Origin of the sequence: Streptacidiphilus anmyonensis (genome assembly GCF_000787855.1) — a bacterium.
GTDB lineage: Bacteria > Actinomycetota > Actinomycetes > Streptomycetales > Streptomycetaceae > Streptacidiphilus > Streptacidiphilus anmyonensis.
Map to the genome: position 1 here is coordinate 8760 of NZ_BBPQ01000003.1, position 22960 is coordinate 31719.

Genomic DNA, 22960 nt, shown 5'->3' on the forward strand with positions numbered 1-22960 from the left:
TCGCCCAGGCGGGCGGCGCCCACCGCGCGCGCCCGGCGCTCCTCGGGCGGGCGCAGTTGCAGGGACCGACGCAACGCCGCGACCGCGCCCGCCCGGTCGCCGAGCGCGCTGAGCACCTCCGACTCGTGGTGCTCGTGCGCCGCCCGGTGGTACTCGCCGCCCCCCTCGGAGCGGCCGAGCAGCTCCGCCGATCGCTGGAGCACGGTCAGCGCGCGTCTGCGATCGCCGCGCGCGGCCGCCGCCACGGCCAGTTGGCCCGTCACCGAGGCGGCGAGCCACGTCGGCAGGCGGACCCGCTGTGCGGAGGCGGCCTCGGCCAGGTCGAGGGCGTGTTCGCGGTGGCCGAGCTCCTGGGCCTGGACGCTGAGGGCGCACAGTGCGGCGGCCTGCCCGGGAGCGTCGTCGGCCTCGACCGCGAGCAGAGTGGCGGTCTGGTAGTAGCCCTGGGCGACGCCGTGCCGCTGCTCGTCGAAGCACATGGACCCGGCGAGGCAGGCGAGCGCCGAGGAGACGAGCAGCAGCTCGCGTCGCGCCTTGGGCGCGGCCGGCGCGGCGAGCCACGCGGCGACGCTGCTGCGCAGGAAGCCGGTGAGAGCGGCGCGCGAGTGACCGCCGCCGAAGGCGGAGTCGACGGTGGTGAAGGTGCGCAGCATGTCCTGCGCCGACCGGACGTGCGCGACGGTGACCCGGTCGTTCGACGTGCCGGAAGCGTGGGCGGGTCGGGTGGCCGCGCTGTGCGGGGCGGCTAAGGGGAAGGAGGCCGGTGCGCCCAGCCGGTAGGGGCGGGTGCGCTGCGCCGCTGCGTCAAGCTCGGTGAGGTCCAGCAGGGCCGTTCGGGCAGGCGGAACGTTTTGCCGGGCGCCGGCCCCGATCCGGGCGTCCGCCGCGCCGTCCGTCCCGCCGTCCGTCCCGCCGTCCGCCACGGCGGTACCGGGGACGTCCGCGGCGGCGAAGCCCACGTCGGCGAGGCCGAGCTGGCGTCCCACCTGCCGGGCCAGGGCCTCGGCGACGATGGAGGCGACGGCCGTCGGCGGGCGCGTGCCGCCCATCCAGTGGGCGACGGAGGTGCGGTCGTACCGCAGCGTCAGGCCGATCTCGGCTCCCGCCCGGTTCACGGCGCGGGCCAGTGCGGCCCCGCTCCAGCCGACCTCGTGGGCGAGCGCCCGCAGGCGTGCGTTGGGGTGCCGTGGCGCCATGGTCGTGCGGACCTCCGGTCCTGGTGGGTGCTGACGGTGCCGGCATCGGTCGCGGGCCCTCGTCGGATTCATGGACCGTGCGCCCCCGCCTGACGCGCGGCCGGCGCAGCGCACGGGAGCACGACCGGGCGCGCTCCCCGAGCCGCGTGCAGCGCATGACAAGTCGTGTGCGATCACTGACCCGATCTTGTTCGACGTGCGCACCTCGCATCCTCGGCCGCAAGGCGATCACGTCGGCTTGCCAGTCGACCAAGATCGATCAAGCACGCTCGATCGCGGCGTCGAAGCCGGGGGAGAGAGCCAGCGCGCGAGGGGGGTGCGTCAGCGCATGTTCGAGCGCGTACTGAATCGGCGTGCGCCCCCCGCGTGACCCCTCGTCTCCACCATCCGGGCCAGCCCGGCGCGCGCCCCGCCCGGGCCCGCGCGATGCTGACGATCCGACGGCTCGTCACCCGAGCCGCGCCCTCCGGTCAGAGAGGAACCGGTGATGGCACAGCAGGAGCTGTGGGCGCCCCCGCCCCCGATGCCGAACACCGAGGTGGTCCCGGAGCTCGACCTGCCCGCACCGGACGCCCAGCGCCGCTGGACCATCCTGCTGCGCTGGCTGCTGGCGGTGCCGCAGTACGTCGTGCTGGTCGTGCTCGAGATCATCGGGTTCTTCGCGGTCGTGGTCGGCTGGTTCGCCGCCCTCGTGCTCGGCCGGCTGCCGGGGCCGATCGCCCGCTACCTGGTCGGGCTGCTGGTCTACCGGACGCGCGTCTACGCCTACAGCATGCTGCTGGTCGACCGGTACCCGCCGTTCGCCTTCGACGCGCCCGGCTACCCCGTGCAGGTCGACGTGCGCCCGGCCGAGCTGAACCGGCTCGCGGTGCTGTTCCGACTCATCCTGATGATCCCGGTGGCGATCCTCCAGAGCCTGGTCACCTCCGGCTGGTACGCGCTGTGCTTCTTCTTCTGGCTGATCGCGCTGGTCCTCGGCCGCCTGCCGGAGCCGGTCTTCGGGGCGACGGCCGCGACCGCGCGCTTCGCGATGCGCTTCGGCGCGTACGCGTCGATGCTGACCGCGGCCTACCCCAAGCGCCTCTTCGGCGACGAGTCGCTCGCGCTGGTCGAGCGGCGCTCGGCGAGCCGGCCCCTGCTGCTGTCGGGCGGGGCGAAGGTGCTGGTGGTCGTCTTCCTGGTGCTCGGACTGGTCAACGTCGGCTGGAGCTCCGCGGTGCAGTCGCAGGACAACGGCACCACGACCACGACCACGACGGTCACCACGGTCGGCGCCGGTCCCATCCGCTGACCCGGGGCGGCTGCGCCCGGCCGGATATGGCAGGGTCTGCGGCATGAGTCTCACCGACGAGCTGTGGTCCGACATCGAGTCGATCTACGCCGAGATCCTCGCGCACCCCTTCGTGCGCGGGCTCACCGACGGCACCCTGCCGCGCGCGGCGTTCCGGCACTTCGTCGAGCAGGACTCGCTCTACCTGCGCGACTACGCCCGCGCCCTCGCGCTGTGCGGGGCGCGAGCCCCGCAGACCTCGGCGCTCCAGGCCTTCGTCGAGGACGCGGTGGGCGCGCTCGCCGCCGAACAGGAGATGCTGGCCGGCTTCGGCGCGGAGCTGGGCGACGAGCCTCCCCCAGCCTCCGGCCGGGGGTACCCCCAGGAGCTCGTGCTGCCCACCACCCGCGCCTACACCAGCCACCTGCTGGCCGTCGCGCACGGGGGCAGCTACGCCGAGGCGGTCGGCGCCGTGCTGCCGTGCTACTGGATCTACGCCCGGGTCGGCGAGCACCTGCTCGCCAAGTCCTCCCCGGACCCGCTCTACGCCCGCTGGATCGCCGCCTACGGCGACGAGGCCTTCCAGTCCGTGGTGCGCCGCGTGCTGGAGCTGACCGACGCGCTGGGCGCCGAGGTCTCCCCGGTCGAACGGGACCGGATGCGCGAGCGGTTCACGACCTCCTCCCGTTACGAGTGGATGTTCTGGGACGCGGCGTGGCAGGGCGAGCGTTGGCCCGTCTGACCCCGCCGACCCCGTTGGCCCGGCCGGCCCGGCCTGGAAGGCGACGCGTCGCGCTGACCCTGCTCGCCGCGACGGTCGTGGCGGCCGGCGCGGTGACGGCGGTGCTCGGGGTCGCCCGCGTGCAACACCTCGCCTCGCACGTGCTCACGGGAGCCGATCCCTTCGCCGCGCTGTCGCCCGTGCTCGCGGCCGCGCTGTTCCTGCTGCTCTACGCTGCCGCCACGGTCGTGCTGGTGCCCAAGCCGGTGCTGAACCTGGCAGCGGGCGCGTGGTTCGGGTTGGCCGAGGGGCTGCCCCTGGCGGTCGCGGCGACGACCCTCGGCGCGTCGGCCTCCTTCGCGCTCGGCCGTGCGGCCCTGCGCGGGCGGCGCTTCGCGTTCCTGGAGCGGCGCGGCTGGTCCGCGCTCGACCGGGAGCTGCGCGACCACGGCTTCCGTTCCGTGCTGGCCCTGCGGCTGCTGCCGGTCCTGCCCTTCGCCGCCGTCAACTACGGCTGCTCGGTGGGCGGCACGCGCCCCGCACCGTTCGCGGCGGCGACCGCGCTGGGCGTCGTCCCCGGCACGGCCGCGCTGGTCCTCGCCGGCGCGACGGCCTCCGCCCCCAGCCAGACCGGCACCTGGGCCTCGCTGGGCGCCCTCGTCCTGCTGACCGCCGTCACCCTCGCCCCCCGCCTGCGCCGCCGCGCCCCGCTGCCGCGGTAGGCCCGGGGCCGGGCCTCGCGCCGTTCTTGGCCGACCGCCATGAACCGCCATGAACCGCCATGATGGGACGCTGGCATGATGTCCGTGACGGGGGAGGACGCGACGGCATGCGCGCGATGAGGGCGCCCGCCATGGGCGGGTGGACGCGCTGGATCTGGGCGGTCGGCTTCGCCGAAGGCACGGCCGTGCACGCCTGGTACCTGCTCCAGGGCGGCCTGCACGCCTACCGCGGCGAGCCGCCGGTCGTCCAGCTCTGGTTCCAGGCCCTGCTGTTGCTCGACCCGCTGGTCGTGCTGCTGGCGCTGCGGAGAGCCCCGGCGGCGGCCTGGCTGGGCGCGGTGGTGATGCTGGGCGACCTGGCGGCGAACTGGTGGGTCTGCTGGGCCGACCTGCTGCGCCACCCCGCCGCCTACGCCCGCCCCTACGGCCTGTCGGCCATCACGGCCTTCGGCCTTTTCGTGCTCGTCACGGCCGTTCCCCTGCGGCGCGCGTTCACGGGTTCCGGCGTTCTTCCGCGCGAGGCCGCTCGACCGGTCGGCTGAGGGGCGGGCGCGTCGACGGCGGCGCGCCCGCACCGGTCACTCGTTGTGCAGCACCCTGGCGATCGTCAGGCGCGCCGCCGCTCGGGACGGGACGAACGCGCCGAGGGCGGCCAGGGCGACGCCGGACAGCACGAGCAGGACCAGACCGGCCGGATGCCAGACATCCCGCATGGAGGGCGGGAAGTCGATGCCGCCGCCCCGGCCCGTCAGCGGCAGGACGAGGGCGTGGGCCAGGACGCCCAGCGGCACCCCGACCACTCCGCCGACCAGGCCCAGCGCGGCCATCGAGACGACCGTCATCGCCGTGACCTGACGTGGCGTCATGCCGATGGACTTGAGCACCCCCAGATCCCTGCGACGCTCCCGTGTGTTCAGGACGACGGTGTTGAACACCCCGAGCGCCGCCACCGCGCCGAGCAGCAGGGTCAGCACCGAGGCCGAGCCGACCGCCGTGACCGACGCGGCGTTGACCGTCTCCTTGGCCGACGGGTGGAGGCCGGGGTCGGCGGCGCGCACCGCGCGCTGGTAGGCGTCGACGCTCGTGCCCGGGGCCAGCTTCACCAGGTACTGGCGGCCCGTGACGCCGGGGGCGAGCGCGGTCGCGGTGGTCCAGTCGGTGGAGAGGTAGTCCGGATCGCCGGAGAGGCTCTCGCCGACGACGGTCACCCGCTCCTCCCGGCCCGCCGTCCGCAGGGTGAGCCGGTCTCCCACCGAGAGGCCGTGCAGGTTCAGGAAGCCCGGGGTGACGACGACCTCGCCGGGGCCGTCGAACCACCGGCCCCGGACCACCATCGTGCCGAGGTCGGACGAGGTCCCGCGGTAGGCCGTCAGCGTCAGTCCCTGGGCCGCCCCGGCCAGGCGTACCGGCACGTACGCGGACGGCGTCACCTGCGTGGCGCCGGGCAGCGCGGCGAGCAGTGCCTGGATCTGCGGGTCGGTGTGCGTCGGCGGGGTCGTGCCCACGTCGGCACGGCCGGCGTTGACGACGACCTGGTAGGCGCCGCCGCCTTCCGCCGCGTCACCGAACGCGGTGACCGTGGCGGCCAGCCCGGTCGAGAAGGTCACCGTCGTCACGCCGAGCACCACCGCGGCGAGCGTCAGCGCGCTGCGCCCCGGCCGGGCGAACGGCAGGCCCAGACCGAGGCTCACGGAGCGCGGCAGCCGGGACCCGGTCAACGCGCGCTGGATCCGCAGGGCGCGCCCCCCGCGCTGCACGCTGCCCGCGCTGACGGCCCGCGCGGCGGGCAGGCCGCGCGCCCGCAGGGAAGGCGCGAGCGCGGCGAGCAGCACCAGGGTCGGCACGCCCAGCAGGGCGACGATATCGACCCACGCGCTCAGTCCCACGCTGTCCGCGAGGTAGGCGCCGGTGATCCCGTTGCCGAGCAACTGCTCCATCAGCGGTTGTTCCGTCAGGTCGCCGAGCACGACGCCCAGGGCGCAGCCGACCAGTGCGGGTGCCGAGACCATCACCAGATAGACCGCGACGACCTGGTTCGGCGTGAAGCCCAGCGCCTTCAGCATCCCGATGTGGCGGAAGCCGGAGACCACCGCGCCGCTCACCACGTTTCCCACGATCAGCACGGCGACGAGCAGGCCGAGGATGCCGAAGACCATGAGGAACGGCACGAAGGCGTTCGGACTGCTCTCGGAGCGCCGCTCCAGGCTCAGGTAGGACTCCGAGGCGGTGAGTGCGCCGCGCGGCACGGCGTCGGCGACCGCCCGCACGTCGGCCGCGACCTCGGCGTCCGTCCCGGCGTGGGCGAAGCGGTAGAGCATCTGCACCGATTCCGGGTGCAGCGCGGCGATCCGGTCCGGGGCGACCCACGCGTCCGCGGACTCGCTGACGCTGGACGCGAGACCGACCACGGTGAACCGGACGCCGGACAGGACCACCTGCCGTCCCAGCGCGGCGTGCGTCCCCTCGCCCAGGATCCCCGGCGGGGAACTGAACACCACCTCTCCCGGGCCCGCGGCCCAGCGACCCGCCCACAGGTTCACCCGGTCCACCGACCCGCCGGGCCCCGCCCGGCCCACGACCGTGACCGGGCCGGGGACATGGGTGACCACGGTGCGGTCCAGCGTCGCCAGCGCTTCGGGGAACGGGCCCGCGACGGCCGTGACGCCCGACGCGTGACCGGTCGCCGCGAGCTGCGCGGCCGAGACCCTCCCGGCGTCGAAGGAGGCCGTCACCTGTGAGCCCCGCTGCTGCGCGAAGGCCCGGTCGAACGGCGCGGACGCGGCGTCCAGCAGCCCGAGGGCGACCACGATCGTCATCGTCGACACCAGCACCACCACGCCGATGACGCCGGTCTGGAGCTTCCTGCGCCGTACCGCCGCACGGGCGACGGCCCATACGGCCGACGTGGCCCCCACGGTCCCCACGGCCCTCACAGTCCCCACAGCCTTCACAGTCCTCATCCGGCCCGCTCCAGGCTGCGCTCGCCGACCACGCGGCCGTCGGCGAGGTCGACGACGCGGTTGGCGCACCGCGAGGCCAGACGCCTGTCATGGGTGACCAGGAGCAGCGTCTGGCCGATCTGGTTCAGGTCCAGCAGCAGGTCCATCACCTGTTCGCCCGCGTGGCTGTCCAGCGCCCCGGTCGGCTCGTCGGCGAGCAGCAGTGCCGGACGGTTCATCAGTGCCCGTGCCACCGCGACCCGTTGGCGCTCGCCTCCGCTCAGTACCGCCGGGTACGCGTTGCGGCGGTCGGCGATGCCGAGCTCGTCCAGCAGCTCCTGGGCGCGTCGGCGCGCCTGCCGGGCCGGAGTCCCGGTCAACTGGGCGGCGAGGGCGACGTTGTCGAGGGCCGAGAGGTCGTCGAGCAGGTTGAAGAACTGGAACACCATGCCGATCCGGCGACGCCGGAAGAGCGCGAGACCGGTCTCGTCCAGCCCCGTCAGGTCGTCGCCGTGGACGACGACCCGCCCGGAGCTCGGCCGGTCCAGGCCGGCCACCATGTTGAGCAGCGTGGACTTGCCGCAGCCGGAGGGGCCCATCACCGCGACCGCCTCCCCGCTGCGGATCTCCAGGGAGACCCCGTCCAGCGCCGTGGCGTCGCCGTACTCCTTGCGCACGTCCTCCAGTCGCACCACCGTCCTCGGCGGCGAAGGGGCGTCGGGGGCGGGCTTGTTCGCTGGTCGACTCGTCATGCCAGGAAACGTAGAGCCGGCGTCGCGGGCCGGGCATCCCACCCAGGTTGCAACCGGGCCGCCTTGTCATCCCGTGGATGTAGGCGCGTGCATCCGCCGTAGGACGCGCGTCGCGGCAGGATCTGCCAGGGTGGCGTGGTGCGGGGAACATGGTGGGACTGGCTGGTCGGCGCCCTGGTGGCGGCCTGCGTCGGGGCGGGGTGGCTGGCAGCTGCCTGGGCGCGGGAGCGCCGTGCGCGGCTTCGGGCCCTCGGCGATCGGGGCTGGCTGCTGGAGCGGGAGCGGGAGAACGCGGCACGGGCCGCCGTCGCGGCGGAGCGGGCGCGGATCGCACGCGAGCTCCACGACATCGTCAGCCACAACGTCAGCCTGATGGTCGTTCAGGCGAGCGCCGCGCGGGAGGTGCTGACCGTCCTGCCCGACGAGGCGGCGTCGGCGCTGCGCGCGGTGGAGGACGCGGGACGCGACACGATGACGGAACTGCGGCACCTGCTGGGCCTGCTGGCCCCCGCCCAGGACGGATCCGAGCCGGAGGAGGACCAGACGTCCGTGTCTGACGGCCCGTCCTTCGGCCCTTCGCAGGAGGGCCCGCTGGGGTTCGACGGACTCGGGCCGCAGCCCGGTCTGGACCGGCTCGGCTCGCTGGTCGACCGGGTCTCCTTCGCCGGGGTACCCGTCGAGGTGCGGATTCTCGGCACGCCCCGGGGGCTGCCGGCCGGCGTGGACGTGACCGCGTTCCGCATCGTGCAGGAGGCCCTCACCAACGCGCTGCGCCACGGTGACGGCGGCGCAGCGGAGGTGACGGTGCGTTATGCCGATGCCTCGCTGCGGGTCGAGGTGCTCACCACCGGCTCCAGCGTCCTCTCCGGTGGGGCCGCGCCCGCCGCGTCCGCCAACCCCGGCGCGGGACGCGGCCTGACGGGACTGCGTGAACGGGTCGCCGTCTACGGCGGCGACCTCGACGCCCGCCGCCGTCTCGGCGGCGGCTACCGCGTCCGAGCCCGGATCCCGCTGGAGCGCGCATGAGCGCGGACGGGCCGCGGTCCGCGGGAGCGGTCGAGCCGGAGGCGACGCCGGCGACGGAGGTGGCCGCCGAGGGCGTCCGGGCGCCGCGCGTCGTCATCGCCGACGACCAGGAGTTGATCCGCACCGGCTTCCGCCTGATCCTCACCAGCCGCGGCATCGAGGTGGTCGGCGAGGCGTCCGACGGCGCCGAGGCGGTGGCGGCAGCCCGCAGGCTGCGACCGGACGTCGTGCTGATGGACATCCGCATGCCCAACCTCGACGGCCTGGAGGCCACCCGCCAGGTCCTGGCCCTCGACCCGACGTGCCGGGTGCTCATCCTCACCACCTTCGACCTCGACCGCTACGTCTACGCCGCCCTGGCGGCCGGGGCGAGCGGTTTCCTGCTGAAGGACGTCACGGCGACGCACCTGGCCGCAGCGGTCCGCCTCGTCGACACGGGCGACGCCCTGCTGGCCCCCTCCATCACCCGCCGCCTGGTGGAGCGCTTCGCCTCTCCCGACCGGGCGGCCGGCCCGGCGGCCGCGTCGGCCGGCACCGCCCACTCCACGCTCTCGGTTCTGACGCCACGCGAACGGGAGGTGCTGACCCTCGTCGGCAGGGGTCTGTCCAACGGTGAGATCGCGTCGGTCCTGACGCTGAGCGAGGCGACGGTCAAGACGCATGTGGCCCGGATCTTCGCCAAGCTGGGCCTGCGGGACCGCGCACAGGCGGTCGTGCTGGCGTACGAGACCGGACTGATCAGGCCCGGTGGTTGAGAGCGCCGCTCCTGCGGCCGACGGTCAACTCCCGGCCAGGAGGCGGGCTCCGAGGGTCGTGCAGGTGTGGCGGGCGAACTTGCCGTCGCGGGTGGTGGCCACCAGGCCGGCCGCGCGGAGGGTCTTGGCGTGGTCGGAGGCGGTGGCGGCGCTGATGCCGATCTGGCGGGCCAGACCGCCGGTGGTCTGCGGGTGGGCGAGCAGTTGCAGGACCTGGGCGCGGGTCGGGCCGAGCAGGGCGGCGAGGGGGCCGGAGCCCGACCCCTGCGGCGGGATCAGGGGGAGCGGCGTCAGCGCGGGGTAGACCAGCAGCAGTGAGCCGTCCGGGTGCGCGGCGCGCAGCGGCGTGCCCCGCCACAGCAGGGACGGCACCAGGGTGAGGCCCCGCCCGGTCAGCCTCAGGTCGACCGTCTCCCCGGCGCGGGGCAGCCGCAGGACCGCCCCGCTCTCCCATCCGGCGCCGGGCACAAGGCCGGCGAGCATCGCCTGCAGCCCCTGCGCGATGAGGACCTGGCCCCGCCAGGCGACGTCGGCGGCGAAGCCCGCCTGGATCCGCGGCCACCACGGCGGCAGGACCCGGTGCACGAGCACGTCCAACGACATGCCCAACTCCCGCCAGGCGCGGGCATCCCCGGCCGCGAGCGCCGAGGCCTGCACCGGCATCCGGCGGAAATCCCGCCATACGTACCGCAGTTCCTCGGCGGCCTCGCCGCGTCGAGTGCTGAGCACCTGGGCCAGCGCGTCGTCGGCGTCGGCGATCGGAGGATCGAGGAAGAGCGGTCCCAAGCCGTCGTCCGGCCGCAGCAGTTCGAGCAGCGCGCTGACGGGGGAGGGGAGTTCGAGGGCGATCCGGTGCCGCCACCGCGTCAGCGCGGGATCGGGGCTTCCGGCGCGGACCAGCGTCAGCGCCAACACGCCTTCCAGCAACGGCGACGGCGCGGGCGCGAAGCGGACCCGGAGGAGGTCGTCCGGCGTGAGGTGCAACCGCAGCATCGCCATCTCCTCCGGCAGGACGTCGAATTCAGCCTGGCACGATTCGGCTGCGGTCGAAAGGATCGCGCGGCGCCGGCCGTGGTCGCAGGCTCGGTGCATGACCACATCCAGAACGTGCCGCGCCGTCGGTGTCCTGCTCACCGGCGGCCTGGCCCTCGGCCTCGCCCTTCCGGCGACCGGGACGGCGAGCGCCTCGCCGGCCGACCAGCCAGGACCTTGGCAGCCCTACCGCAGCAGCACCTTCACGGACCCGGCGGGCAACGCCTGCGCCTTCACGCTGACCGGCGTCCCCGTCGCCGACCGCGAGAAGATCCGCACGCTGGCCGTGGACGGTTCGGGGGCGCCCACGGAGCAGGAGATCACGGGCCAGCTCGTGGTCCGCTACACGAACGAGTCCACCGGTCGTTCGGTGGACGAGAACCTGACCGGGACGGCGTGGCTGTACTACCACGCCGACGGCAGCCAGACCTGGGTCGTCTCCGGGCACCTCGGCCTGGGCATCCACCCGGGCAACCCCTACTCGGCGCCTGGTTACTGGATCCTGACCGGTCACCTCACCCTCCAGATCGACGCCGCTCACCACCCCTACGTCGCTTCCCACGACGGCCCGACGGAGGATCTCTGCGCCGACCTGACCTGACCCGGGCCGCCCACCGGTCGCCCGAGCCCGAACCGAGCCGCCCTGGTCCCACCCCAGCCGGTCCAGGCCGGGCCTGGCTCGCCCCGAGCAGAGCCGGGCAGGCCTGGCCCGAGTCGCTTTGACCCCAGAGGATCCGTGTCCAGCGGCCCCGAGTCGGTTCGCCCCGGTCGGTCCGTCCTGGCCAGGAGCCGTGGGACTCAGCCTGAGGCCGCCCTTCCGGCTCGCCATGGCCGCGTCGGCCCGCGTCGGCCCGCGTGGGCCCGCCTCGGCCCTGCCTTCCCGCCTTGCCCTGGCGCGCAGGGCCTGGCACGGAGCCCGGCAGCCCTGGCCCAGCCGATCGGCGCCGCCCGGCCTGCCCGGCCTGGCGCGGAGCCCGGAGGCGTCACTCGGCCGCCCGAGTGGTGCAAAACGGACAATCTTTCCGCGTGGGACCCGCCGTCGCGGGTGGCGACGTGCTTACCGTGGGCCGATGCGAGGTGTTGCATGGTGGGCGGTGCTGTCGTCGGTGCTCGCGCCCGTGGTGCTGGTCAGCGGCTGGCTCGTGTCGGCGGCCCTCCAGGGGCCGGGATACGACCCCCAGACGGACACCATCAGCGAACTGGCCGGCAGTGGAGCCGTTGATCCCTGGATGATGGCCGGGGCCATCGGCACGCTCGGCGTGTGCCATCTGGTGACCGCGCTGGGTCTGCGTGCGGCGGGCGCCCTGGGGCGGATCGCCCTGGCCCTCGGGGGAGTCGCGGCGGTTCTGGTCGCCTTCTCCCCGGTGCCCATGAGCGGCGGCTCGATGCGGCACAGCAGCTCCGTCGTGGTCGGCTACGCCTTCCTCGCCGTCTGGCCGGCGCTCGCGGCCTTCCGCCGCCGAGACCGGCAGGCGTGGGCACTGCGGCCCGCGCTGGCCGTGGCGGTGTCGGTGCTGTTCCTGCTCGGGGCGCTCTGGTTCGCGGACGAGGAGTGGGGCCACGGCGACGCCGGGCTCGTGGAGCGGGTGCTGACCTCCGGGCAGGCGCTGTGGCCGCTGGTCGTCGTGGCCTCCTGCCTGATGCCCGAGTGGTCCCGCCATCTGGCCCCTGAGCTGGTCGCGGAGCCGGTCGCGATCCGGGATGCCTGGCAGGGCAGCCGGGTGCAGTCTGGAGGCATGAGCGCGAAGACACTGGTCACCGTGCATGCGGTGGTGCCGGGAGCACGCCCCTTCCGCCGCGTCGAGATCCAGGGCTACGACGCCGGCCCGGCCTTCCGCCCCGAGGACGTGCTGCGCCTGTGCCGCGACCGTGGGCACCACGACGTGAACCTGGACGACCCCGCGCAGGTGACCTGGGTCGGCGGCGGCGCGGGCACATGGTCGTGACGGCCGCGGCGAGCCCGGAGCGTTGACATTATGCAGGCAGATGCCTGCATAATCGAAGAGTGAGCCTGCCCCCGACAGAAGACCACGAGCCCCCGCCCGGTCCCGAGCCCGGCCTGGACGCGGTCTTCAAGGCGCTCGCCGACCCGACGCGCCGCCTGCTGCTGGACCGCCTGCGCGAGCTGAACGGCCAGACCCTGCACGAGCTCTGCGAGCGCCTCGCGATGACGCGCCAGTCCGCGACCCAGCATCTCGACCTGCTCGTCCAGGCGAACCTCGTCGTCGTGGTCCGACGCGGCCGGGAGCGGCTCCACTACCTCAATCCCGCGCCGATCCACGAGATCGAGCGGCGGTGGATCTCGGAGTTTGACCGTCCCCGCCTTCAGGTGATCAGCGCCGTCAAGCAACTGGCAGAGGAGCGCGCCATGAGCGTCCCCACCTACGTCTACGTCACTTACATCCGCGCCGGCGCCGAGCAGGTCTGGGAGGCGCTCACCTCCGCGGATCTGACCGCCCGCTTCTGGGGTCACGCCAACGTCTCCGACTGGCGGCAGGGCTCCCGCTGGGAGCACCGCCGCACCGACGGCTCGGGCGTCGCCGACGTCGTCGGCCGCGTCCTGGCGGCGGAGCCGCCCACCCGCCTGGTGATCACCTTCGAGGACGAGGGCGAGGGTGCGGACGCCGGCGGGGACGCCGGCGGGGACGAGCTCGCCGCCGCGTCGGTCGTCACCTTCCTGATCGAGCCGCACCAGGACATCGTCCGGCTCACGGTCACCCACGAGAACCTTCCCGACGCGAAGGCGCAGGACGCGGTCTCCCACGGCTGGCCGGCTGTGATGGCCAACCTCAAGTCCCTTCTGGAGACGGGCGAGGTGCTGCCGCAGCAGCCCTGGGAGATGGCCCCCACCAGCTGACGTCCCCGCGCGGGACGCCGCTGTGCCGAAGGTCTCACGGGCGGACTTCCCGTAGCGGGTCACCTCGCCCGGCGAGGACCGTATGTTGGAACGCATGTCCGAGATACGGTTCGCGCCCCTGGCGCGACTCGCCGACGCGTACACCGCGCGCATCGCGGAGTTCGCCTCCGAGCCCGGGTTCGCCGCGGCCGTGGACCAGCACGTGGCCGAGCTGCGGGAACGGCTGCGGGGTCCCTCGCCGGACCTGGCGGCCGAGGCGCCGGACCCCGAGGACCTCTCCGACTACGCGCTGGGTTTCCTGGACGCGCTGGACGAGATCGGCTGGCGCGAGCCCGTCGGTCACGACTACGCCGTGTGCCGCCTCACCGCTGTCTGCTGGCTGGTGCGCGAGCACCGGCTGCTGGAGCCGGACGCGCGCTGAGCCCGACGTCCGCTGAGCTGGGCCGTCGACGGGTCGTCGGCGGGTCGTCGGCGGAGCCCGGTCGGGGACGGACGGTCACTCGGAAGGCCACTCGCCCGGATGGTCCGCCCAGTGCACGACGGTGGCGTCGTCCGGAGCGGGGGAGAGGTCGGGGCGCTCCCGGCGCACCACCTCCTCGAACTGGCGCCGACTGGAGCAGGCCACGACGACCGGCGTGGTGCCGGGCCGCACGATGCGGACCTGACGGCTGTGCGCGTTCGGTTCCAGGGCGCCGACCTCGACGGGGTGGGCCGGGCGGCCCGGGTGCGGCGATCCCGCGTCTGCCTGAGTCATGCGTCCAGCTTCCGCCGCCTCGACCCCGCGCGCACGCCGTCGAGGAGGCGGCGAAGGCGCACGACGGAGGAGACGGCGGCTTGAGGAGACGGCGGTCTGAGGAGACAGCGGTAAAGGAGATGCCGCCGCGTCCTCGCCTGATCCACCATGGGGACGGCCCGCGCCACCCGCGAGCGACCACGCCGACCGAGGAACCCTCATGCGCAAGATCCCCACCCTGTTCCGACGTGACCCCGACGACCGCGCGCACGTCCTCCCCGAAGGCAACCCCGTGTGCCAGTGGGTCTTTGACGGAGAGGGCGTCGCGACGCGGAAGTTCGACGGCACCTGCGTGATGCTCGACGCCCAGGGCGAGTGGTGGGCGCGCCGCGAGGTCAAGCCCGGCAGGACGCCGCCGCCGAACTACGTCCCGGTCGAGACGGACGAGGTGACGGGGAAGACGATGGGCTGGGAGCCCGTCGCGCAGTCCGCCTTCGCGAAGTTCCACGCCGAGGCCCTGGCGAACACGACGTTGCGGGAGGGCCTGACCGGCACCTTCGAGCTCGTCGGCCCCAAGATCAACGGCAATCCGGAGCGAGTCGGGACGCACCGCCTCGTCGAGCACGCCACGGCCCTGACCGTGGACGTCCCCGAGCTCACCTTCGACGGCGTCCGGGCCGCCGTGCTCGCGCTCGCGGACGCGGACGGCTGCGAGGGTGTCGTCTGGCACCACCCGGACGGCGTCCGCTTCGCCAAGATCAAGGCGCGTGACTTCAGCGCGTGAACGGGCTCCCCAACGTCAGCTACCGGAGCCGGCGTTGGAGTTGATGATGTCCTGGATCAACCCGGCTCCGGGGAAGTCGGAGTAGACGATTCCGTAGCGGTGGTGCGTGCCGGACGTCGCGTTCATCTTCTGCATGGCGAGGACGTTCGTCCCCTGGAAGGCCACGGAGCAGGTGCCCAGGAAGCAGTTCACGCTGGGGTATTCCGGGATGCAACTGGACGAACCGCCGCACGAGTTGATGATGCCACGGGTCCATCCGGTGAGCAGGTCGGGCGCGCCGGTCCCGGGGCTGGAGTGGCCGCTGGCGACGAAGTAGGGGAACGACCCGCCCGAGCCGCTCAGGAAGTTGACGTAGGTCTCGGTGGCCGGCCCGGAACTGGCCGCGTCGAGCTGCGCCGCGACGCTGTGCCACTTGTTGGCCAGGTCCCAGTTGTTGGACAGGGTGTAGTTGTCCTGGACCGACCAGTCGCTGTTGTTCCAGGGGATTCCCTCGCGGGTGGACGAGGAGAAGTCCTGCAGCACCACGATCTTGCCCCGGATGTCGCCCAACTGCGGGTCGTCGCTGCTGCCGCGGTAGACGTGCGGGTCGGCGGCGAGGTAGCTGTGCACCTGGTCGGCGAAGTCGGTGACGGTCTGCTCCTCCTTGACGCGCATGAGGATGGACTCGGTGGGGTGCGCCTGGAGGAAGGCGTCCGCGGTGGCGAGCACGTCGTTCTGGAAGTCCTGCCCTTGCCGGGCGATGCCGTGGTAGAGCTCCAGACGGCCGGAGTACTCGCCCAGCCGGATGTCCCAGGCGCGGATGCCCGAGTTCAACTGCGTCGCCAGGTTCATCGACTGCGTGAAGGCGATGTCGCCACCGAAGACGGACGAACCGCTGTCGTGGGTGCCGGGGAGGGACATCTCGCTCAGCAGGGTCGAGTCGGACAGTCGGGCCATCCAGTCGGTGGCCGTCAGGCCGATGGTGCCGTCGTGGGAATAGCCTGGAGTCTGGTCGGCAAGCGCGGGCGTGGCCACGGCACCGGCCAGGCAGGTCAGCGCGGCCGCCAGAAGTGCCGCACGTGAGGCAACGCGGCGAGCTCCGATCATGTGGTGCCCCCTCGGGTCGTTGAGCCGGACCCGACTCGGTCGAGTCGGGTTCCAGGCGGGTGGATCGGGCTCGCACAGTCAGGCCGGGTACGGCCTGTGGCAGCCCAACACCGGTCGTCCGGCGGGAAGTTACCGGTTCGTAACAGCCGCGGACGACGCGTATCCTCCCAGGGGACCTCACCGCTCGCAATGGGCACATCCAGATCCCGGGCCCGGCTCATGCCGGTGTGTACAGCACCGCACCGACCACCCAGAGCACGGCCGGTACCGCGAACAGGGCCGCCACCACAACGGCCAGCAGCGGCCGACGCCGACCGAACACCCGGATCCGGGCCAGAAGCGCCCAGACCCCTGCGGCGAACACCAAGTCCACCAGCGCCTGAACCTGCATCACACACCCCCAAGCGAAGTCTCCGCAGCGTAGACCACACGCCCCTGCGCCGACTTCTGTGGGGAGATCAGAGACGTTCCCGCGTTCGGAATGTGACTCGGCGTTGGGACCCTCTTCCCATGTCGTTGGGACGAAGGGCATCGCAGGCGTGTCCAGGCAGGACGCCGGCATGGGTCGGGCACCCGGTCACCCTGGTGGCGGGCCTGGTGCTGGCCGTGAACGACCACGTCCTCAAGGAGGCGCTGCCCGGTCTGCTCACCGGCAAGCTCAGTGATGTCGCGGGGTTGGTGGCGGTTCCGCCGCTGCTGGCGTTGCTGTTCGAGAGCGTGGGTCGTCGGTCCGGGGACCGGATCGCGGCCGCGGCGCTGTTGGCGACCGGGGTCGGATTCGTGGTCGTGAAGTCGTCCGCGTCGGCCGCCGCCGCGGCGTCCGGGATGTGGTCCTGGATGCTGCCTTCCCGGGTGGTCGCGGACCCGTGGGATCTGCTGGCCCTGCCTGCGCTCGGGGTCTCGTGGTGGGTGTGGACCCGCACGCGGCCTGCACGGACGCGCGGGCGGCTCGTCGCGCGGATCCGCGTCCTGGTGGCGGTTCCGCTGGTGGTGTCCGCCACCGTGGCGACGGCGTATCCCTGGCATCCGTACAGCGACGCGGTCGTCGGTACGAAGGACGGCGCGGTCGTGGTGCTGGAGTTCGGCGGCGCCACCACGACGTCCGAGGGAACCGTCCTCAGCTCGCGGGACGAGGGTGCGACGTGGCAGGAGGGCCCCGGCGGCGTTCCGAGCGCCTCGGCCGTACCGGGGCTCGTGGTGCGCACCCAGGCGTGCGTGCCGACCGATCCCGGCCGATGCTACCGAGTCGTGACCGGCCGACCCCTGGTCGAGCAGAGCGACGACGGTGGTCGCAGCTGGTCGACGGCCTGGGCGCTCTCCCCGGGGCGTGAGCGGTACCTGCGGCGCACCGGTGACTTCGGCGGCCCGGTCGCTGCGGGAACCCTGTCGTTCGCCTCGACCTCGCTGGTGGTCCTGCCCGCGTCGGGCGGCCACGTGGTCCTCGTCGCCGACCAGAACGACGGGCTGGTCGTGCGGGACGCGAGCGGGCACTGGGCGCGTCGCGGGCTGGCGCAGGCCGACCCGGATCCCTCTCGCGCGGCCCCGCTCACGGGATTCGGCAAGGGCATCGCCACCAGGTACCTGTTCGCCCTCGGCGCGGGCTGGCTCGCCGTCCTGGTCGGCCTCGCCGCTTCGCGCGTACGCCGGCAGGCGTCCCGAGCGGTCCTTGCCGCGCAAGGGCTGCGGGTCACGCTCGGTCTCGCCTGGCTGGTCGTGCTGGACGTGTTCGACCGGGTGGGCGGTGAGCCCTCGGCGATGCGCGTCGTCGTGCTGGCGGCGGTCGGCGCCGTCGTCCTCCTCGGCCTGTCGATCACCAGGCGGCGCCCGGCGGGCAGCCCAGCCGACGGCCCGGCCCTGCGCCGAACGCTCGCCGGTGCGGCCCTCGGCACCGGGCTCTTGACCCTCCTGCCCTTCCTGGGATGGACGGTCGCCCGCCCGGACAGCTACACCGTCGCGTCCGTCCTGTCCTTCCTGCTGCTGCTGGCGGGACTCGCCTGCTCCGGGGCCCTGGCCTGGCGACTGGCCGCCCCGGACGAGTGAGCTCCCGGAAGCCCGCCCCGGCGCGGACACCTGATGACGCGTCCGACCCGTCGTCACGGGTGCGTGGGACAGCACCGTGGTACAACACGAAGATGACCAGCGAGAGTTACCTTGCCGCCGCGGAGGCGGCCGTGTCGCTGTTGGCGCATCCGTCCGTGGCCGACGCATGGGACGAGCCCAGCGCCCTGAAGGGCTACGCCGTCAGCGGGCTCGCGGGCCATCTGGCCGGGCAGATCGGCGTGGTGGCCAAGGTGCTCGACGGCCCGGAACCGGACACCGAGCCCGTGACGCTGCTGGACTCCCTGCTTCAGGCCAGGTGGCTCGACGCCGACCAGGACGGCGAGGTCCACCGCGGGAGCAGGGGCCGCGGCGCGGAGTACGCAGCGGCCGGCCCGCAGGCGCTGGCGGCCCGGACCGCGGAGACGCTCGACCGGCTGCGCCGGGACCTGCCGCGCCAGTCCCCGCAGCGGGTGGTGCAGTTCCCGTGGGGCCCGCCCTCACTGAGCCTGGCCGACCTGCTGACCAACCGCCTGATGGAACTCGTCGTGCACCTCGACGACCTGGCGGTCAGCGTGGGCGTACCGACGCCCGAACTGCCCGCCGCGGCGACCGACGCCGTCGTCCGCCTACTGGCCACACTGGCGGCCAGACGGCACGGCTCCGTGCCCGTCCTGCGCGCGCTCACCCGCGCGGAACGTGCTCCGGACTCGATCGCCGCCTTCTGACCCCGTAGGTCGCGGGCCGTCCGCACGCCCGGCACGACGCGCCCGCCGGGGGACGGACTGGGATAGTGCCGTGAGGTCGGCAGTCGAGACGGAGGTGGCTGATCATGATCTGGGAGCGCTTGCTCGAGTACTGCCTGGCCAAACCCGGAGCCTGGCAGGACGAGCCGTGGGAGGGTGACGTCGTCGCCAAGGTGGGCGACAAGGTGTTCGCGTTCCTCGGTTCCCCGGCGGGCGATGCCATCGGCCTGAAGTGCGGCCCGGACCGTGACACGGCCGATGAGTGGCTGGCGCGCTATCCCGGCGCTGTCACGGCCAGTTCCTACATCGGCCGATACGGCTGGAACAGCCTCGCGCTCAGCGGGGGGATCCCCGAGGACGAACTGCTCGCCGCCGTCGACGAGTCCTACGATGCGATCCTCGCGAAACTGCCCAAGCGCCTTCGGCCGGCCTGACACCGCCGCCGTCCGCCACGCCGGGGCGGGTGCCGCCGCGTCGGGACTGCCGGCCGGGGTGCGGCCGCGGCAGTAGCCGAGCAGCGGTGGTTGTCACATGCGTGGGCCGGGCGGTGTCTTCATGCCGAACCGCCCCGCAAGGGGGCGCACAGCAAGGAGAGTCAGCATGGCGCTGCGCCTGCCGAAGGCCGAGCTCCCGGTCGATCTCGAGGAGAACATGATCAAGCAGCTGGGCATGGTGCCCGAGAACGTGGAGGTGCTCTGGCACAGCCCCCAGGCGGCGCAGGACAACCTGGAGTTCGGAGCCAAGGTGGGGGCGTGGGGCGCGGTCGCCCCGGGCCTGAGGTCGTTCGCGCACATGGCCGTCGCGTCGCAGGTCGGCTGCGGCTGGTGCCTGGACGTCGGCTACTTCCAGGCGCAGAACGAGAACCTGGACCTGAACAAGGCCAGCCAGGTGCCGCGGTGGCGGGAGGCGGACGTGTTCACCGAGCTGGAGCGCGACGTCATGGGGTACGCCGAGGCGATGACGGACACGCCGCCGACCGTCACCGACGAGCAGTACGCCGGCCTGCTGCGGCGGCTCGGGGCTCCGGCGATGGTGGAACTCACCGCGTTCGTCGCCTACGTCAACCTGGCGACCAGGGCCAACGTGGCGAACGGGGTCACCTCGCAGGGCTTCTCCGACAACTGCGCGATCCCGCTGGCCGAGCGGCCGGCGGCGTCCTCCGCCGGGGCCGGGGCGTGATCGAGGAACCGTTCGTCGCCCACCGGGGTCTGTTGTTCACCGTCGCCTACGAGATGCTCGGTTCCGCGGCCGACGCGGAGGACGTGCTTCAGGAGACCTGGACGCGGAGGACGTGCTTCAGGAGACCTGGCTGAGGTGGGCCGATGTCGATCGGTCGCAGGTCCACGACGCGCGGGCCTACCTCGTCCGTGCCGTCACCCGGCAGGCGCTCAACCGCATGCGCGCACTGGCCCGCCGCCGCGAGGACTATGTGGGCCAGTGGCTGCCGGAGCCGCTGCTGACCCGCCCCGACGTCGCCGACGACGTCGAACTCGCCGAGAGCGTCTCGATCGCGATGCTGACCGTCCTGGAGACGCTCGGCCCGACCGAGCGGGCGGTGTTCGTGCTCCGCGAGGTGTTCGACCTGCCCTACGACGAGGTCGCCGGGGCCGTGGGCAAGACACCCGCTGCGGTTCGGCAGATCGCCCGGCGGGCCCGGGACCACGTCGCCGCCCGGCGGCCACGCGTCAGCGTGAGCCCGTCGGAGCACAGGGCCGTGATGGACCGGTTCCTCGCCGCACTGAACACCGGCCGCGTCCAGGAACTGATGGAGACCATGGCGCCGGACGTGGTCCTCCTCGCCGACGGCGGCGGGCGGACGGCCGCCGCCCCGGCCCCCGTCCACGGGGCCCGACTCGTGGCGACGATGCTCGCCGGCACCGACCGGGCCGCCTTCGCATACACGGTGGTGTGGCTCAACGGCGTCCCCGCGATCCGGATCGAATCCGACAGTGGCCGGGCCGCGGTCAGCCTCGTGATCGAGAACGGGCACATCACCCGGATCTACGCGACATCCAACCCGGAGAAACTGACGCGACTCGACAGTCCGGCCGACCTCACCAGGTAGCCCCGGCGCGGGTGTTCCGGGCATCCAGCCCCGGACACCCGGACACCCGCGCCGCCGCGGCAGCCGCCCGAGCGGGCGACGCCGACGGCGGCGAGGCGGAGGACGGGGTGGGCGTCTTCCGTCGGGGGGTCAGGCCGGAGTGATCCGGCCACGCCACGCCCCGCTCTCCATACCGCGGTCCTCGATGAACGACTTGAAGCGTCGCAGGTCCCCCTTGACGCGCCGGTCGACCATGCCCATCATGTCCGCGGCCTTCTCCGCCACGCCGTCCGGCACGAAGTCGATGGCCAGGCGGACGGCGGTGCGCTGGGCGTCCAGGGGTTCGAACGTCACCACGCCCATCTGCTGTACCTCGCCGCCGATGGTGCGCCAGGCGATCTTCTGGTCGGGCAGCTGGTCCACGATCTCGGTGTCGAACTCGCGAGTCGCCCCACCGACGCTGGTCCTCCAGTGGTTGTGCCGCGCATCGATCTGGGTGACCTCCTCCACTCCCTCCATGAACCGCGGGAACTCCTCGAACTGAGTCCACTGGTTGTAGGCGGTGTGCAGCGGCACCTCCACCTCGACCGATTCCTGCACCATGCTCATGCCGCTCCTCATTCCGCTCGGCTACGCGTTGACGCTGGTGCGTGTGCCCCATAAACCAGGACCTAACATCCGAAAGCTGTCCTGTCAGAGGGCTGCGAGGCCTGCGCGGAGGATCGGACGTCTGTTCCCAGCCACGTGCAGAGCAGGAAGGATTCGCGGAGCTGCTGCCTGCCGTGGGGTTAGCGGCCGATCTTGTCCAGCTCGGCGAGGTCGTCGTCGGAGAGCTGGAGTTCCGCGCCGGCTGCGTTCTCGCGCAGGTGTGCCGCCGACGAGGTGCCGGGGATCAGCAGGATGTTCGGCGACCGCTGCAACAGCCAGGTCAGGGCGACCGACATCGGCGTCGCGTCCAACCGGGCGGCCACGGCCGTGAGGGCCGAGGACTGCAGCGGGCTGAAGCCGCCGAGGGGGAAGAAGGGCACGTAGGCGATGGCCTGTTCGGCGAGCTCGTCGATCAGGTCGTCGTCGTGGCGGTGGGCGAGGTTGTACATGTTCTGGACGCACACGATCGGCGCGATCGAGCGTGCCTCGGCCACCTGTGCCGTCGTCGCGTTGCTCACGCCGAGATGCCGGATCAGTCCCTGCTGCTGGAGTTCGACGAGAGTTTCGAACGCCTCGGCGAGCGAACCGGGCACGGGGCCCTGGGCGTCGCCGAGCCGGAGGTTGACCACGTCCAGCGTGTCGAGGCCGAGGTTCTCCAGGTTCTCGGTGACGGCCCGGCGCAGCTCCTCAGGCTTGCGCGCAGGCGGCCAGCCTCCTTCCGCGTCGCGGGTCGCGCCGACCTTGGTCACGATGTGCAGCGAGTCGGAGTACGGGTGCAGCGCTTCGCGGATCAGCTGGTTGGTGATGTGCGGCCCGTAGGCGTCGGCGGTGTCGATGTGGGTGATGCCGAGGCCGACGGCCTCGCGCAGGACGGCGAGCGCGCCCTCGCGGTCGGCGGGCGGACCCATGACCCAGGGGCCGGCCAACTGCATGGCGCCGTAGCCGAACCGGGTGACGGTCAGGTCGCCCAGGGTCCAGGTGCCGCCGGGCAGCGAGGTGGAGGGGGTGCTCATGGTGTGCCTTTCGTGTCGAGCCAGGGGTGGTGCCTGACGGCTCCTTGCACCACTATTGGTGCGTAGCTTTCTGCCGGGAAGTAGGCACTTCGAAGTGTGTAGGGCACCCGCGGGTGAGAGGAACCGTCCATGGCGACGATGACGGCGGCCCAGCGAAGGGCGCAGGCCAAGGTGGAGTACGACGCCTTCGTCGCGGCCTGTCCGAGCCGCAAGCTGCTCGACCGGATCTCGGACAAGTGGGTCACGCTGATCCTGGCCGCGCTGGGCAGCGACAGCCCGCACGAGCCGGGCGCCGACTGCGCCGGCGGGCCCCGGGTGATGCGCTACTCGGAGCTCCAGCGCCTACTGGCCGGCGTCAGCCAGAAGATGCTCACCCAGACGCTGCGCTCCCTGGAGCGCGACGGCCTGGTCTCCCGCACTGCGGTGCCGACCGTGCCGGTCACGGTCTCCTACGAGCTGACCGGTCTCGGCCTGTCGCTGTACGAGATGATGCGCGGACTCAAGGCCTGGGCCGAGGTGCACATGGACGATGTGCTCGCCAACCGACAGACCTACGACACCCGCGTCGCCTGAACCCACAACAGGATGCCAAGGGCCCG

Annotated in this window: 25 protein-coding genes and 1 pseudogene; 17 read left to right on the forward strand and 9 right to left on the reverse strand. The window is 73.1% G+C overall.

Features of this window, described 5'->3' with window-relative positions; translation table 11 throughout:
• Positions 1-1196: NsdA family TPR-like regulatory protein (locus TR50_RS04925; RefSeq protein WP_160311076.1), on the reverse strand; the 1196-nt coding region annotated here is incomplete at its 3' end.
• Between the two features lie 487 nt (positions 1197-1683).
• On the opposite strand from TR50_RS04925, the gene TR50_RS04930 reads away from it, so the two are divergent.
• The 4 genes from TR50_RS04930 (at position 1684) to TR50_RS04945 (ending at position 4451) form a co-directional block, all read left to right on the forward strand.
• On the forward strand, positions 1684-2487 hold the full coding sequence (locus TR50_RS04930; RefSeq protein WP_042414789.1) for a DUF4389 domain-containing protein: 804 nt from the start codon (positions 1684-1686) through the stop codon (positions 2485-2487).
• A gap of 43 nt (positions 2488-2530) precedes the next feature.
• Positions 2531-3208, forward strand: a complete 678-nt coding sequence (tenA, locus tag TR50_RS04935) for a thiaminase II (RefSeq protein ID WP_042414792.1) — start codon at positions 2531-2533, stop codon at positions 3206-3208.
• Entirely contained in the window at positions 3196-3909 is a 714-nt protein-coding gene (locus tag TR50_RS04940; RefSeq protein WP_084699759.1) for a TVP38/TMEM64 family protein, read from the forward strand. The genes tenA and TR50_RS04940 overlap by 13 nt, the downstream gene beginning before the upstream one ends.
• A 107-nt stretch (positions 3910-4016) precedes the next feature.
• The gene (locus TR50_RS04945) at positions 4017-4451 is read left to right on the forward strand and encodes a hypothetical protein (RefSeq protein ID WP_042414795.1); all 435 of its coding nucleotides are present in this window, start codon (positions 4017-4019) and stop codon (positions 4449-4451) included.
• 36 nt (positions 4452-4487) lie between these two features.
• Here TR50_RS04945 and TR50_RS04950 read toward each other — a convergent pair whose 3' ends face one another.
• Positions 4488-6833, reverse strand: a complete 2346-nt coding sequence (locus TR50_RS04950) for an ABC transporter permease (protein ID WP_236654284.1) — start codon at positions 6831-6833, stop codon at positions 4488-4490.
• A 32-nt stretch (positions 6834-6865) separates the two neighbouring features.
• On the reverse strand, positions 6866-7600 hold the full coding sequence (locus TR50_RS04955; protein ID WP_042414800.1) for an ABC transporter ATP-binding protein: 735 nt from the start codon (positions 7598-7600) through the stop codon (positions 6866-6868).
• Positions 7601-7738: 138 nt separating this feature from the next.
• Between TR50_RS04955 and TR50_RS04960 the strand changes: the two genes are divergently transcribed.
• Both TR50_RS04960 and TR50_RS04965 read left to right on the forward strand, forming a co-directional pair.
• Positions 7739-8626, forward strand: a complete 888-nt coding sequence (locus TR50_RS04960) for a sensor histidine kinase (protein WP_084699784.1) — start codon at positions 7739-7741, stop codon at positions 8624-8626.
• Positions 8623-9381, forward strand: a complete 759-nt coding sequence (locus TR50_RS04965; protein ID WP_084699760.1) for a response regulator transcription factor — start codon at positions 8623-8625, stop codon at positions 9379-9381. The genes TR50_RS04960 and TR50_RS04965 overlap by 4 nt, the downstream gene beginning before the upstream one ends.
• Positions 9382-9405: 24 nt before the next feature.
• Here TR50_RS04965 and TR50_RS42300 read toward each other — a convergent pair whose 3' ends face one another.
• Complete coding sequence (locus tag TR50_RS42300) at positions 9406-10374, reverse strand: ArsR/SmtB family transcription factor (RefSeq protein WP_152648259.1); 969 nt, start codon at positions 10372-10374, stop codon at positions 9406-9408.
• Positions 10375-10471: 97 nt separating this feature from the next.
• Between TR50_RS42300 and TR50_RS04975 the strand changes: the two genes are divergently transcribed.
• The 4 genes from TR50_RS04975 to TR50_RS04990 all read left to right on the forward strand — a co-directional run bounded on the left by TR50_RS04975 (position 10472) and on the right by TR50_RS04990 (position 13691).
• A complete protein-coding gene (locus tag TR50_RS04975; RefSeq protein WP_042414803.1) occupies positions 10472-11014 on the forward strand; it encodes a hypothetical protein in 543 nt (180 codons plus the stop codon).
• A gap of 469 nt (positions 11015-11483) precedes the next feature.
• Positions 11484-12359 (forward strand): DUF998 domain-containing protein, encoded by an 876-nt coding sequence (locus tag TR50_RS43930; RefSeq protein ID WP_369405693.1) that lies wholly within the window; start codon positions 11484-11486, stop codon positions 12357-12359.
• Between the two features lie 113 nt (positions 12360-12472).
• The gene (locus TR50_RS04985) at positions 12473-13270 is read left to right on the forward strand and encodes an ArsR/SmtB family transcription factor (protein ID WP_042415401.1); all 798 of its coding nucleotides are present in this window, start codon (positions 12473-12475) and stop codon (positions 13268-13270) included.
• Positions 13271-13364: 94 nt separating this feature from the next.
• A complete protein-coding gene (locus TR50_RS04990; protein ID WP_042414805.1) occupies positions 13365-13691 on the forward strand; it encodes a DUF6401 family natural product biosynthesis protein in 327 nt (108 codons plus the stop codon).
• A 75-nt stretch (positions 13692-13766) separates the two neighbouring features.
• Here the strand turns inward: TR50_RS04990 and TR50_RS04995 are convergent, their stop codons facing one another.
• Positions 13767-14024, reverse strand: a complete 258-nt coding sequence (locus tag TR50_RS04995; protein WP_042414808.1) for a hypothetical protein — start codon at positions 14022-14024, stop codon at positions 13767-13769.
• Between the two features lie 199 nt (positions 14025-14223).
• On the opposite strand from TR50_RS04995, the gene TR50_RS05000 reads away from it, so the two are divergent.
• On the forward strand, positions 14224-14787 hold the full coding sequence (locus TR50_RS05000) for an RNA ligase 1 family protein (protein WP_042414813.1): 564 nt from the start codon (positions 14224-14226) through the stop codon (positions 14785-14787).
• Positions 14788-14802: 15 nt separating this feature from the next.
• On the opposite strand, the gene TR50_RS05005 is transcribed toward TR50_RS05000, so the two are convergent.
• Together TR50_RS05005 and TR50_RS46485 are read right to left on the reverse strand one after the other, a co-directional pair.
• Positions 14803-15873 carry a phosphatidylinositol-specific phospholipase C gene (locus TR50_RS05005; protein WP_052440740.1) on the reverse strand — a complete coding sequence of 357 codons (1071 nt, stop codon included), beginning with the start codon at positions 15871-15873 and terminating at the stop codon, positions 14803-14805.
• A 217-nt stretch (positions 15874-16090) separates the two neighbouring features.
• A complete protein-coding gene (locus TR50_RS46485) occupies positions 16091-16264 on the reverse strand; it encodes a hypothetical protein (protein ID WP_160311078.1) in 174 nt (57 codons plus the stop codon).
• A 215-nt stretch (positions 16265-16479) separates the two neighbouring features.
• Between TR50_RS46485 and TR50_RS42305 the strand changes: the two genes are divergently transcribed.
• The 5 genes and pseudogenes from TR50_RS42305 (at position 16480) to TR50_RS05030 (ending at position 20721) form a co-directional block, all read left to right on the forward strand.
• On the forward strand, positions 16480-17913 hold the full coding sequence (locus TR50_RS42305; protein WP_152648260.1) for a beta propeller repeat protein: 1434 nt from the start codon (positions 16480-16482) through the stop codon (positions 17911-17913).
• Between the two features lie 92 nt (positions 17914-18005).
• Positions 18006-18638, forward strand: a complete 633-nt coding sequence (locus TR50_RS05015; RefSeq protein WP_042414815.1) for a maleylpyruvate isomerase family mycothiol-dependent enzyme — start codon at positions 18006-18008, stop codon at positions 18636-18638.
• Between the two features lie 104 nt (positions 18639-18742).
• Complete coding sequence (locus TR50_RS05020; RefSeq protein ID WP_042414818.1) at positions 18743-19090, forward strand: MmcQ/YjbR family DNA-binding protein; 348 nt, start codon at positions 18743-18745, stop codon at positions 19088-19090.
• A 166-nt stretch (positions 19091-19256) separates the two neighbouring features.
• The gene (locus tag TR50_RS05025) at positions 19257-19835 is read left to right on the forward strand and encodes a carboxymuconolactone decarboxylase family protein (protein ID WP_042414819.1); all 579 of its coding nucleotides are present in this window, start codon (positions 19257-19259) and stop codon (positions 19833-19835) included.
• Positions 19832-20721: pseudogene (locus tag TR50_RS05030) on the forward strand (sigma-70 family RNA polymerase sigma factor). Before TR50_RS05025 ends, TR50_RS05030 begins: the two are co-directional and overlap by 4 nt.
• Positions 20722-20850: 129 nt before the next feature.
• Here the strand turns inward: TR50_RS05030 and TR50_RS05035 are convergent.
• Together TR50_RS05035 and TR50_RS05040 are read right to left on the reverse strand one after the other, a co-directional pair.
• Entirely contained in the window at positions 20851-21309 is a 459-nt protein-coding gene (locus tag TR50_RS05035; protein ID WP_042414822.1) for an SRPBCC family protein, read from the reverse strand.
• A 179-nt stretch (positions 21310-21488) separates the two neighbouring features.
• Positions 21489-22361 carry an aldo/keto reductase family oxidoreductase gene (locus TR50_RS05040; protein ID WP_042414825.1) on the reverse strand — a complete coding sequence of 291 codons (873 nt, stop codon included), beginning with the start codon at positions 22359-22361 and terminating at the stop codon, positions 21489-21491.
• Between the two features lie 129 nt (positions 22362-22490).
• Here TR50_RS05040 and TR50_RS05045 point away from each other — a divergent pair, with 129 nt between their 5' ends.
• Entirely contained in the window at positions 22491-22934 is a 444-nt protein-coding gene (locus TR50_RS05045; RefSeq protein WP_042414828.1) for a winged helix-turn-helix transcriptional regulator, read from the forward strand.
• Positions 22935-22960: the final 26 nt, after the last annotated feature.

Excerpts from the sequence above, each read along its gene's own strand:
- TR50_RS04930 (WP_042414789.1), top strand. The coding sequence starts at position 1,684 with ATGGCACAGCAGGAGCTGTGGGCGCCCCCGCCCCCGATGCCGAACACC.
- tenA (WP_042414792.1), top strand. The coding sequence starts at position 2,531 with ATGAGTCTCACCGACGAGCTGTGGTCCGACATCGAGTCGATCTACGCC.
- TR50_RS04945 (WP_042414795.1), top strand. The coding sequence starts at position 4,017 with ATGCGCGCGATGAGGGCGCCCGCCATGGGCGGGTGGACGCGCTGGATC.
- TR50_RS04955 (WP_042414800.1), bottom strand. The coding sequence starts at position 7,600 with ATGACGAGTCGACCAGCGAACAAGCCCGCCCCCGACGCCCCTTCGCCG.
- TR50_RS04965 (WP_084699760.1), top strand. The coding sequence starts at position 8,623 with ATGAGCGCGGACGGGCCGCGGTCCGCGGGAGCGGTCGAGCCGGAGGCG.
- TR50_RS42300 (WP_152648259.1), bottom strand. The coding sequence starts at position 10,374 with ATGCTGCGGTTGCACCTCACGCCGGACGACCTCCTCCGGGTCCGCTTC.
- TR50_RS04975 (WP_042414803.1), top strand. The coding sequence starts at position 10,472 with ATGACCACATCCAGAACGTGCCGCGCCGTCGGTGTCCTGCTCACCGGC.
- TR50_RS43930 (WP_369405693.1), top strand. The coding sequence starts at position 11,484 with ATGCGAGGTGTTGCATGGTGGGCGGTGCTGTCGTCGGTGCTCGCGCCC.
- TR50_RS04990 (WP_042414805.1), top strand. The coding sequence starts at position 13,365 with ATGTCCGAGATACGGTTCGCGCCCCTGGCGCGACTCGCCGACGCGTAC.
- TR50_RS04995 (WP_042414808.1), bottom strand. The coding sequence starts at position 14,024 with ATGACTCAGGCAGACGCGGGATCGCCGCACCCGGGCCGCCCGGCCCAC.
- TR50_RS05000 (WP_042414813.1), top strand. The coding sequence starts at position 14,224 with ATGCGCAAGATCCCCACCCTGTTCCGACGTGACCCCGACGACCGCGCG.
- TR50_RS05005 (WP_052440740.1), bottom strand. The coding sequence starts at position 15,873 with ATGATCGGAGCTCGCCGCGTTGCCTCACGTGCGGCACTTCTGGCGGCC.
- TR50_RS46485 (WP_160311078.1), bottom strand. The coding sequence starts at position 16,264 with ATGCAGGTTCAGGCGCTGGTGGACTTGGTGTTCGCCGCAGGGGTCTGG.
- TR50_RS05015 (WP_042414815.1), top strand. The coding sequence starts at position 18,006 with ATGACCAGCGAGAGTTACCTTGCCGCCGCGGAGGCGGCCGTGTCGCTG.
- TR50_RS05020 (WP_042414818.1), top strand. The coding sequence starts at position 18,743 with ATGATCTGGGAGCGCTTGCTCGAGTACTGCCTGGCCAAACCCGGAGCC.
- TR50_RS05025 (WP_042414819.1), top strand. The coding sequence starts at position 19,257 with ATGGCGCTGCGCCTGCCGAAGGCCGAGCTCCCGGTCGATCTCGAGGAG.
- TR50_RS05035 (WP_042414822.1), bottom strand. The coding sequence starts at position 21,309 with ATGAGCATGGTGCAGGAATCGGTCGAGGTGGAGGTGCCGCTGCACACC.
- TR50_RS05040 (WP_042414825.1), bottom strand. The coding sequence starts at position 22,361 with ATGAGCACCCCCTCCACCTCGCTGCCCGGCGGCACCTGGACCCTGGGC.
- TR50_RS05045 (WP_042414828.1), top strand. The coding sequence starts at position 22,491 with ATGGCGACGATGACGGCGGCCCAGCGAAGGGCGCAGGCCAAGGTGGAG.